General features: G+C 33.0%; 9 protein-coding genes and 1 riboswitch. Of the genes, 8 read left to right on the forward strand and 1 reads right to left on the reverse strand.

From position 1 onward, the window contains the following. Positions 1–24: 24 nt before the first annotated feature. A complete protein-coding gene (locus tag bsdE14_RS11390; protein ID WP_264850057.1) occupies positions 25–939 on the reverse strand; it encodes a hypothetical protein in 915 nt (304 codons plus the stop codon). Between the two features lie 420 nt (positions 940–1,359). Here bsdE14_RS11390 and bsdE14_RS11395 point away from each other — a divergent pair, with 420 nt between their 5' ends. The 8 genes from bsdE14_RS11395 (at position 1,360) to bsdE14_RS11430 (ending at position 10,976) form a co-directional block, all read left to right on the forward strand. Further along, positions 1,360–1,956 (forward strand): DUF1836 domain-containing protein, encoded by a 597-nt coding sequence (locus bsdE14_RS11395; protein WP_264850058.1) that lies wholly within the window; start codon positions 1,360–1,362, stop codon positions 1,954–1,956. A 287-nt stretch (positions 1,957–2,243) separates the two neighbouring features. Then, complete coding sequence (locus bsdE14_RS11400; protein ID WP_264850059.1) at positions 2,244–3,551, forward strand: hemolysin family protein; 1,308 nt, start codon at positions 2,244–2,246, stop codon at positions 3,549–3,551. Between the two features lie 521 nt (positions 3,552–4,072). Continuing rightward, a complete protein-coding gene (locus bsdE14_RS11405; RefSeq protein WP_264850060.1) occupies positions 4,073–4,219 on the forward strand; it encodes a YvrJ family protein in 147 nt (48 codons plus the stop codon). A 325-nt stretch (positions 4,220–4,544) separates the two neighbouring features. Next, positions 4,545–4,642: riboswitch (TPP riboswitch) on the forward strand. 125 nt (positions 4,643–4,767) lie between these two features. Further along, positions 4,768–5,571, forward strand: a complete 804-nt coding sequence (gene thiD / locus bsdE14_RS11410; RefSeq protein WP_264850061.1) for a bifunctional hydroxymethylpyrimidine kinase/phosphomethylpyrimidine kinase — start codon at positions 4,768–4,770, stop codon at positions 5,569–5,571. 802 nt (positions 5,572–6,373) lie between these two features. Then, a complete protein-coding gene (arcC, locus tag bsdE14_RS11415; protein WP_264850062.1) occupies positions 6,374–7,318 on the forward strand; it encodes a carbamate kinase in 945 nt (314 codons plus the stop codon). 13 nt (positions 7,319–7,331) lie between these two features. Next, on the forward strand, positions 7,332–8,540 hold the full coding sequence (gene arcA, locus bsdE14_RS11420; RefSeq protein WP_264850063.1) for an arginine deiminase: 1,209 nt from the start codon (positions 7,332–7,334) through the stop codon (positions 8,538–8,540). 65 nt (positions 8,541–8,605) lie between these two features. Beyond that, positions 8,606–9,604 carry an ornithine carbamoyltransferase gene (gene argF, locus bsdE14_RS11425; RefSeq protein ID WP_264850064.1) on the forward strand — a complete coding sequence of 333 codons (999 nt, stop codon included), beginning with the start codon at positions 8,606–8,608 and terminating at the stop codon, positions 9,602–9,604. Positions 9,605–9,782: 178 nt separating this feature from the next. Further along, positions 9,783–10,976: an amidohydrolase gene (locus bsdE14_RS11430; RefSeq protein ID WP_264850065.1), complete on the forward strand. Its 1,194-nt coding sequence runs from the start codon at positions 9,783–9,785 to the stop codon at positions 10,974–10,976. Positions 10,977–11,152 lie beyond the last annotated feature (176 nt).

An 11,152-nucleotide genomic window follows, 5' to 3' on the forward strand; every position in this document is an offset into this window, starting at 1 on the left:
AATATTTTCCTCCTTAAAATTGAATTATCTTTTTGGTTTTTTAAATATATTAAAGATTACTATTATTACAATTATAGTTAATATAAATCTCAAAACACCTCGGAAGAAGCCTCCTACAGCATTAGTAGCTGTTCCAGACAAGCTGTTTTGAGTGTGCGAACCCCAAGTAACAGGGGCAGGCACTGATTCATAGCTGTTTTGGTTTCCACTACTAGAATCACTGTAACTGCTAGAGGGATCCGTAGTGCTTTGCGAATCTGAATCCGTACTATAATCTTCCGAGCTGTAGTCTACCGAAGAATTGGAATTAGCGCTAACACTTCCTGGCATAGTTTTCGGTGTGCTATAGCTTCCAGACTTAAAGCCTCCAGAAGCGGCCTTAGATTTTGCAGAACTCCCTGAAGTATTTGAGCGTTCTGAAGAACTAGAGTCTTTAGAAGAACTGGAACTAGAGCTTCCTGAAGAACTAGATCCTTTAGAAGAACTAGAACTTCCTGAAGAACTAGTGTTTTTAGAAGAACTGGAACTAGAACTTCCTGGCATAGTTTTCGGAGTACTGTAGCTTCCAGATTTAAAGCCTCCAGAGGAGGATTTTGAAGCATCAGAACTTCCTGAAGAACTGGAGTTTTTAGAAGAACTGGAACTAGAACTTCCTGGCATAGATTTTGGAGTACTATAACTTCCTGATTTAAAGCCCCCAGATGATGATTTTGAGCTAGAAGAAGGCTTCGATGAGCTAGAAGAAGAACTTGATGAACTATAGCTTCCTGACTTAAAACCACCACTGCTGCTGCCGCCCTTTGGTGCAGCATAGACTACGCTAACGGATGGCCTTTCCGTAAGTATATTAATTACATCTGCCGTAAAAATATCTACAGATATAAATAGGAAAGCAAGTAGTAGTGTCAATAAAAAACGCTTTTTACTAATTTCTTTCACCCCCAAAAGATAAAGTGTTTTTATGCACTAAACAGCAGTTTTAAAGCCATAGAAGGTTTAATAGTTTAGCTTTCAAAAGTCATATTTACTATTAAAAAATAAATCATGTATTTATTATATGGTATCATATACTGTATTACAAGTTGAATTTAATCTCTTTTGGGATTGATATAAACTATGTATAGCTAGTAGAATTATAAATCTTCCATTATCTCACTATTTCTTTAAATATCTTCATAATTTATTGCGAAAATTTATAAAATTAAACTTGTAATGAGGTTAATCATACCTTATAATAATAAGTAAGAACAATGGTATAAAGTAATATAAAACTTAAAAAAATCTAACTTACTGCATATTAGGTACATATTTACAATTTCTTATACTACTATAATAATACAGTTTTTGGAGGTGACACAAGTGGAAAAAAATAATAAGTTTACTATGGATGATATTAAGGACTTGGCAGCCGAAATGTCTAAAAATAGTATTGTGCCTTTTGACGATTTACCCCATTATGATCTTTTTTTATCACAAGTAATAGATTTTTTAAACGATAAATTTGAAGATGAAAAATATACTAGCAATATAGTTCAAAACTATATTAAAGGTGAGGTAATTTCAAAGCCAGATGACGGGAAGAAGCGAGGATATAAAAAGGACCATTTAGCTCAGCTTGTACTGCTTAGTTATATGAGACCAATATTAACTACAGAAGAAATTAAAAAAGTGTTTCATTTAGTTTTCAATGACATTAATAATAGAAACGATGATATTATTTCTTGGGAGAAAGCTTATAAGATATTCTCACATATTCAGGAGGAAGTATTTAAAGACTTTTTATCTGAAGAGCACTTTGATAAAGGTGAATTAAATAGAATAATGAAGGAAAACAACTTGAGCGATGAGAATGAAGAACGTATAACCATGTTTTTAGTAGTTATGACCTTAATTGCTCAAGCAAGTGTTATTAAAAAGTTTGCTAAAAAGATAGTAGATGAATATAATCAAGAATAGCTTAAATTATAAGACAGGTTTAGTGCCTGCCTTTTAATTTTGACTATGATTTACTATGAAATAGAAAGTAAATGGAGATATTGTGTATTATTGGACAATATTTATTCTTCTTTTAGGCTGAAGAATAAATATCAGCTAATAAGTATATTTGAAGCTTTTGACATATACTTATTAGTAGGATAAGCTTATAGTTGTAGAATTATATACTACGGTTTATGTTGTTTGCGGCTTTTTAGCTGTGATATAATAATATTAAAAATGTTTTTAACATAAAGGGGGAAATATTAATGGCTGGTGAGCCGGACAGTATAACGCTTGAGATTATTTTGATTTTAGTTTTGATGGCTATTAACGCATTTTTTGCGGCTTCGGAGATGGCTATTGTATCTCTGAATAAGGCTAAAATCACTCATCTTGCCAATGAAGGAGATAAGAAGTCAATTACCTTATTAAAACTTTTAGAAGAACCAAGTAAGTTCTTAGCTACTATACAGGTTGGAATTACCTTGGCAGGGTTTTTAGCCAGTGCATCTGCTGCTACAAGTTTATCAAAGCCTTTAACTGAGGCTTTAAGCAGAGCAAACATACCTGGTAGTGAAGAAATATCCTTGGTACTTGTAACTATTATTCTTTCTTATATAACTTTAGTATTTGGAGAGTTATTTCCTAAGAGAGTAGCGCTGCATAATGCAGAGGCTGTGGCTAGGTTTGCAGTAAATCCAATTTTAGTTGTTTCCAAAATTGCACTGCCCTTTGTTAAAATTCTTACGTTATCTTCAAATATAATGCTCAGAATTTTTGGAATCAAAGATGATAGTATTGAAGAAAAGGTTTCAGAAGAGGAAATAAGAATGATGATTGACGTAGGCGAAGAAAATGGAGTTCTTAATCAGACTGAAAAAGAGATGATAGACGGTATTTTTGAATTCGATAATACACTAGCTAAAGAGGTCATGACTCCAAGAACCGATGTGTTTGCAATAGATATAGACACTCCAATCGATGAGATAATCAACCAAGTTATAGAAGAGCAGTATTCCAGAGTGCCTGTTTATGAAGAGGACATTGATAATGTAATTGGAATCTTATATATGAAAGATTTATTTATTGAAATGAGAAAAAAGGAATTGACCATAGATAGTATAAGGGCTATGCTAAGACCACCTTATTTTGTGCCTATGACAAAGAATATTGATTCCTTGTTTAGGGAACTTCAAAGTACTAAAAACCATATGGCTGTGCTTATTGATGAGTACGGTGGATTCTCTGGTATAGTAACTATAGAAGACTTAATTGAAGAAATAGTAGGAAATATTTTTGATGAATATGACGATATAAAATCTGAAGATATAAAGTCAATTGATGCCCATACTTTTATAGTTGACGGTATAGTACCAATAAATGATATAAATGAAACACTTCATGTGGAGCTGCCTTCAGAAAATTATGATACTATTGGTGGATTTGTTTTAGATCTTCTTGGAAGTATACCAAAAGAAGATGAGGAACACATAATAGAGTATGAAAATTTAATTTTTAAAATTGAAAAGGTAAATGAAAAGAGAATTGAAAAATTAAAAATATGTGTGAACTAGCAGCAGGGGAATAATCCTCTGCTTTTTTTATGCACTATAAACAGAGTTCTTGGCATCAGAGTGGGTAGTAATCGGATAAAAGTATCAAAAAAAGAAGTTAGGATGATATTACTAAATGGTCTAATCATCCTAACTTCCTTTATGATTTGGGGGAGTCTCTTCTTGCAACTTTTGGCAACACTCCTTTCAAATTAGTTAATAGTTGAAACTGTGAACTGAAATCCTCTGTGTGAAAATAAAGTGGTTTTGATCTATACATAAACCCTTTGCAAAGAGGATACAGATGGGGATTTAGCTTCTTTAACTAATCTTTTGGAATCACCTCTTTCTAAAAAAGTTCTTCTTTTTAAAGTGATTTATTTTATATATTAATAATACAATATTCTGAAAATTATGTCAACAAGTTTTTGCGTATTTTTTGAAATATTTTATCATTTCATGTCAAATATACAACAATTGCTAAAGGTAATTATATATATTTTGCTTTAATGCATATTTATTTATTGAAAGGAGTGATATTGATGGATGCTTTAATAAGTTTAATAGGGAATGTGGGATTTCCAATAGCTGTATCTATCTATTTACTTGTAAGAATAGAGGGAAAGCTGGAGAGTCTTACAAGCAGCATTAACAATTTATCTAGCACCATAAATACTATGGAAAAGTAATAGGGCTTGCTTTACTGAGCTTTTATTAGTAAAATAGCCAATTTATTGTTTAAGTTTTATTTTAAATAATATTCTTATGATAATATTCAAAAAAAGCTCTTTAAAATTATGCAAGTTTATGAATTGCTCGGGTTCACCAATATGTAACCATTGCTTAACAAATTATTAACAAAATTATGATAGTATTATATTAGCAAGCGAGATCCCCCTTAGAGAAAATCCCTTGCCAATGGTGGTGTTGGAAGTGTCTAACACCAATTTTTTTTGTTTATTTTTATTGAGTTTTAATTCAGTATGTATTAGAATAAGTATGTAAAATTAAAAAATCCTTGTGCAGGGGTGCCTTTGGCTGAGAGGACTGTAATCCAACCCTTATAACCTGATCTGGTTAATACCAGCGAAGGGAGCTATGTGCTAATATTACTAGAATAATTTAGTGTGCTGCCTTTAAGCACACTTTTTTTATTTTAAACAAACTTTAAGGTAAATTTTTAGCTAAGCTATTAAATTAAGATGCTAATATTTTTTATATTATAAGGAGTGAGAGTATGAAAAAGGTTTTAACTATTGCTGGTTCTGACAGTTGTGGTGGAGCAGGGATACAAGCAGATATAAAAACCATGAGTGCCCTTGGAGTTTATGGCATGAGTGTAATAACTGCTGTAACTGCACAAAATACTACAGGTGTATATGATGTAGCTGAATTAAGCAGAGAAATGGTGAAGGCTCAAATAGAGTGCATTTTTGAAGATATAGAAGTAGATGCGGTTAAGATAGGAATGGTTTCTAATGCAGAAATCATAAAAATAATAAGAGAAGAGCTTTTAAAATATAAAGCAAAAAATATAGTCGTAGATCCTGTAATGATATCAAAAAGTGGCTACTTTTTATTAAAGCCTGAAGCAGTATCTGAAATTAAAAATCTTATAGCAATTGCGGATGTTGTTACACCTAATATACCTGAGGCTGAAACTTTAGTAGATATGAAAATAGAAAATGAAGAACAAATGGAGAAAGCAGCACAAAAAATAGCTCTTATGGGTGCAAAGCATGTACTTGTTAAGGGAGGACATAGATGTAATGATGCCAAAGATATTTTGCTAAGTGATAATAATTTTGTGGTACTCGAAGGCAGCAGAATAAATACTATAAATACCCACGGAACAGGGTGTACACTATCTTCAGCTATAGCATCCTATTTGGCTCTGGGTTATCGCGTTGAAGAAGCTGCTAAACTATCCAAGGACTATATAACAAAAGCAATAGAAAATTCTTTTTCTATTGGAAAAGGAGTAGGACCTGTAGGTCATTTTGTAGAACTGTATAGAAGGGCAGGAATAGAGAATAGGTAAGAGGTAAGAAGTAAGAGAGAGAAAGGCGGAAATTTTGCGATGCAAAATTTCCGCCTTTTTTAAAAATAAATTAATTTTAACCTATACTTTTTTAGCAGCTGCCAGAACCTCTGCCTGTGGTTATATCAAAACGTGAACCAAAGACACCATTTCTGTGTAATAGTTTTGCATCTTCAAAAAGGAAAGAGATGTCCTTTTCAGCTACAAATTTAATATCTTCTATTACTTTTACCTCATCATCTTGTTTTTGCTCATCCAGAGCAACTCCAAAGGTTGGGCCGCCTCAGCCAAAGCCATCTATCATAAGCCTTACTGCACTTTTATTTCTGCTTTCAAGGGCCTTTTGAAGAGCTTCCTTTGTATTTTCATCAAATGAAATATTCATAAAATCCCTCCTTTACCCCACGGGGGTATGTTGTGATACTATTATTATATTCCCATAAGATTATTATGTCAAATAATTTAAAAAAGCCTCAGGAAAAAAATTTTTTTTGTATATACTTATTCATAAAATGCATATAGTTATGCAATTGTATTAAGAGATGGATTAAAAGTTTTACTTTGGTAAATATAAGATAGAGAAAATTAGCCATATTTAAAATTTTAGTAAAATGTAATATGCGGGAATACTTATGCATTAATGGCTAAAATCAAGTTGTTGACAAGCTTTTACAGCTAAGGTACTATGAAAGTACAAAATTATGAAAATTCGGACTTGTAAACACAAGGACAATATGATATCAGCTTGTTATTGAACCATTGTTGATTGTTAATTGTAGAAAAGGAATACAGGAGGGGTTTTATGAAAATAGTATTAGCATTAGGAGGAAATGCACTTCAAGCTGACCCAAAGGATGCAAGTGCAGAATCACAATTAAGAACTTGCAGGGAAACTGCAAAATCAATTGTAGATTTAATTGAGGAAGGACATACTATTTCTGTAGTTCATGGAAATGGACCACAGGTAGGACAAATTTTGAGTTCTGTTGAAGCTGGACATAAGTCAAACAGTGCTAATGTTTTATTCCCTTTTGACGTATGTGGTGCATTTTCACAAGGATATATAGGATACCATTTGCAAAATGCAATAGCTGAAGAATTAGGAAAAAGAAATATAAATAAAAATGTGGGTACCATAGTTACCCAAGTTATTGTTGATAAAAATGATTCAGGTTTTAAAAATCCTACAAAGCCTATAGGATCTTTCTACAGTAAGGAAGAAGCAGAAGTATTGACTGAAGAAAAAGGTTATGTAATGAAGGAAGATGCAGGAAGAGGCTATAGAAGAGTAGTTGCATCACCAAAGCCAATTGATGTAGTTGAAAAGGATATCATAAAAGGGCTTGTAGATGCTGGAACAGTAGTAATTTCCTGCGGAGGCGGAGGAATTCCAGTAATACTTGAAAATGGTGAGGTTAAAGGAGTTCCAGCAGTTATAGATAAAGATTTTGCTGCTGAAAAGTTAGCTGAAATACTAGATGCAGATGCTCTAGTTGTATTAACAGCAGTTGATAAAGTTTGTGTAAACTTTAATAAGCCAGATCAAAAGGCTATTGATGTGATGAGTCTTGAAGAAGTTGATAAATATATTAATGAAAAACAATTTGCTCCTGGAAGTATGCTCCCTAAAGTAGAGGCCTGCAAGAAGTTTGTTCAGTACAATAAAAATAAGATTGCTATAATAGCTTCACTTTCAGAGGCAAAGGAAGCATTACAAGGTACTTCCGGCACCAGGATTGTTTTTTAGATAGGAGCCTTAAATGGAAACTGATAGAAAAATAAGAGTCTATAATGAAATAGGTAATCTTAAAACTGTACTCCTTCACAGACCAGGAGGGGAAATAGAAAATTTAATTCCAGAGCATTTATCCAGATTATTGTTTGATGATATACCATTTTTGAAGGTTGCAAGAAGTGAACATGATAACTTTGCAAAGGTGCTTTCAGACAATGGAGTAGAAGTACTTTACGTTGAAAATTTAGCGGCTTTAGCTGTTAAGGACAAAGAGGTTAAAGCAAGCTTCTTAAATGAAGTAATAGCAGAATGCTTTGTAGAGGATAAGGAAACAGCAAAGCTATTAAAGGACTTTTTGCTTCAGCTGCCAGAAAAAGAGATGATAGATAAAGTAATAGCTGGTACAAGGAAAAAGGAAATTGGCTTAAGTGAAGATAATGATGATTATCCATTTATTATGGAACCAATGCCAAACCTTTACTTTACAAGAGATCCTTTTGCTTCAATAGGAAGCGGGATAACGTTAAATTCCATGAAGAACAATATTAGAAGAAGAGAAACTATTTTTGCAAAATATATTTTTAAATATCATCCTCAATTTAAAAATTCCAACATCCCACTCTGGTATAATAGAGATGAAGAATTCAGTATAGAGGGTGGAGATGAATTAGTTCTATCTAAGGATGTATTGGCTATTGGGCACAGTGAAAGAACAAGTGTAGAAGCTATTAAAAAAGTAGCTAAAAATCTATTTGAAGCTAATGAAAGCTTTAAGACAGTGCTTATGTTTGATATACCAAAGTCAAGAGCATTCATGCATCTTGATACAGTATTTACAATGATTGATTATGATAAATTTACTGTACATGAAGGTATAGAAGGTAATTTAAAGGTAAGTGCTATAAGCTATGATGCTAAAAATAAGGAATTATTAATAGAAGAACAAGAAGATAGCCTAGAAAGAATTCTTTCAAAATATTTAGAGAAGGATATTACCTTAATCAGATGCGGCGGTGGAGATAGAGTAATATCAAGAAGAGAACAATGGAATGACGGGTCCAACACTCTTGCAATAGCTCCTGGAAAAGTTATAACTTATGAGAGGAATTACATTACTAATGAAATTTTAGATAAACATAATGTAAATGTATTATCCATACCTTCAGGTGAACTTAGCAGAGGAAGAGGCGGCCCAAGATGTATGTCCATGCCACTGCATAGAGAAGAAATATAATATCAATATAATAAGTTAAATTAACAAAAAATAATTTTGTATTGTTTAAATAAGGAGGAACTAAAATGTACAATTTAAGAAACAGAAGCTTTTTAACTCTTTTAGACTACAGCCCAAAGGAAGTAGAATTTCTACTAGACTTATCATCAGAATTAAAAAAGGCAAAATATGCTGGAACTGAACAACAAAAATTAAAGGGAAAGAATATAGTTCTACTATTTGAAAAAGACTCAACTAGAACAAGATGTTCTTTTGAAGTAGCAGCATTAGATCAAGGTGCTCATGTTACATATCTTGGACCATCAGGAAGCCAAATGGGTAAAAAGGAATCTATAGCAGATACAGCTAGAGTACTTGGAAGAATGTATGATGGTATCGAATATAGAGGATTTTCTCAAAAGACAGTTGAAGATTTAGCTAAGTATTCAGGAGTACCAGTATGGAATGGTTTAACAGATGCTGACCATCCAACTCAAGTTCTTGCTGACTTTTTAACTGCTAAAGAACATTTAAATAAGCCATATAACAAAATGGTATTTGTATATTCAGGAGATGGAAGAAATAACGTTGCTAATGCATTAATGATAGGTGCAGCTAAGGTTGGTATGGACTTTAGAATAATTGCTCCAAAGTCATTATTCCCAACTGAAGAGCTGCTTCAAAAGTGCAGAGAAGCCGCTAAGGAAACAGGAGCAAAGATAACTGTAACTGACAATATAGCAGAAGGCGTTAAGGGAGCAGATGTAATTTACACAGACGTTTGGGTATCCATGGGAGAACCAGACGAAGTTTGGGCAGAAAGAATAAAACTATTAAAGCCATATCAAGTTAATATGGAAATGTTAAATATGACTGGAAACCCAAATGTTCTATTTGAGCACTGCTTACCAGCATTCCATGATTTAAAAACAAAAGTAGGTATGGATATCTACGAGAAGTTTGGATTAAAAGAAATGGAAGTTACTGATGAAGTATTTGAAAGCAAGCATTCTGTAGTATTTGATGAAGCTGAAAATAGAATGCATACTATAAAAGCTGTTATGGTAGCAACATTAGGAGCATAATTTAATTTTTTAAAATACCCTTGGATTTTAATCCAAGGGTATTTTTTGCATTTTTTTAGAGGTTTAAGAGAAACTAACTATTGCTAGAGAAAATTTGAGTTAAGAACTACCCCGGACACTTGCCGGTGAGAATTGGCGCCAATAAGTTATCCAGTGTGACCAGTGGAAGGAGAAAAATATGCAGTACCTACTATTGAAGAACTGTATTTTAACAGATACAGATAGCGGGAGAGAAGACAAAAAGGATATTCTAATTGAAGGTAATAAAATTAAGCAGATAAAAGCAAGTATAGATTTTGAAGGTGAAAATTTAAGAGTTGTTGATGTCAGAGAAAATAGAGTTATGCCTGGTCTTATAGATTGTCATACTCATATGGGAATTATTGAAGAAGGTACTGGAAAATTAGGTCTAGATAATAATGAGACCTCTGGGCCCGTGACTCCTCACATAAGAGCACTAGATGCAGTAAACCCCTTGGATATGGCTTTTCCGGATGCAGTAAGATCGGGGGTTACCTGCGTTATGTGTACTCCAGGCAGTAATAACGCTATTGGAGGGCAGAATCTTACTATGAAAACCTATGGAAATATTATTGATAAAATGGTAATTCAAAATCCCTTAGGGATTAAAATTGCCTTTGGAGAAGATCCTATGGGCACCTATGGAACTAAGGATAAATGTCCAGTAACTAGAATGGGAGTTGCAGCTCTTATAAGGGAAACCTTTATGAGAGCTCAAGATTATATGGTGAATAAAGAACAGGGAAAAATTTTGGAAAGGGATATGAAGCTTGAAGCAATTATTCCCGTTTTGAAAGGCCAACTCTATGTGCGAGCTCATGCACATAGAGCAGATGATATTGTGACTGCTATAAGGATAGCAGAGGAATTTAACATACAGAAGCTGGTTATTGAGCATGGTACGGAGGCAAATAAGGTAAGTGAATATCTTGTAGAGAAAAAAGTACCTGTAGCTTTTGGCCCTATGCTAACTCCAAGAATAAAAATGGAGCTCATATCCAGAGATTACAGTGCTGCACTGCATTTAGTTGAGGCTGGAGTAAAAATTGCCTTGATGACGGATCACCCTTATAACTCTATTGATCAGCTTAGGGCAGTAGCTATTCTGGCTGTATCTGAAGGACTTAAATGTACTGATGGTATTAAGGCAATAACAAGCTGGCCCTCAGAAATATTAGGTCTGCAGGATAGGCTGGGGAAAATTAAAGAAGGATATGATGCGGATATAGCTGTATATACTGGAAATCCAATGGATATAATGTCTAGGGTAATATTAACTATTATTGATGGAAATTTAGTTTATATTAATGACAGGCATAAGCATAAAGTGAATATAAGTGAAGAAAAATAATTAAAAAGACCTAACTAATAATATTAATGTTATTAGTTAGGTCTTATTTTGTCGAATAAAGTCATTTACATTGGTATAATATTGAACTTTGTGAATTTTAACTGGAATGTTTTTTCAAAAAATTAGCTGAAATAATAATTGCCATATATTTGTCCTTAAAAATGTCGACTAAAAAT

Source organism: Clostridium omnivorum (genome assembly GCF_026012015.1).
GTDB lineage: Bacteria > Bacillota > Clostridia > Clostridiales > Clostridiaceae > Clostridium_AX > Clostridium_AX omnivorum.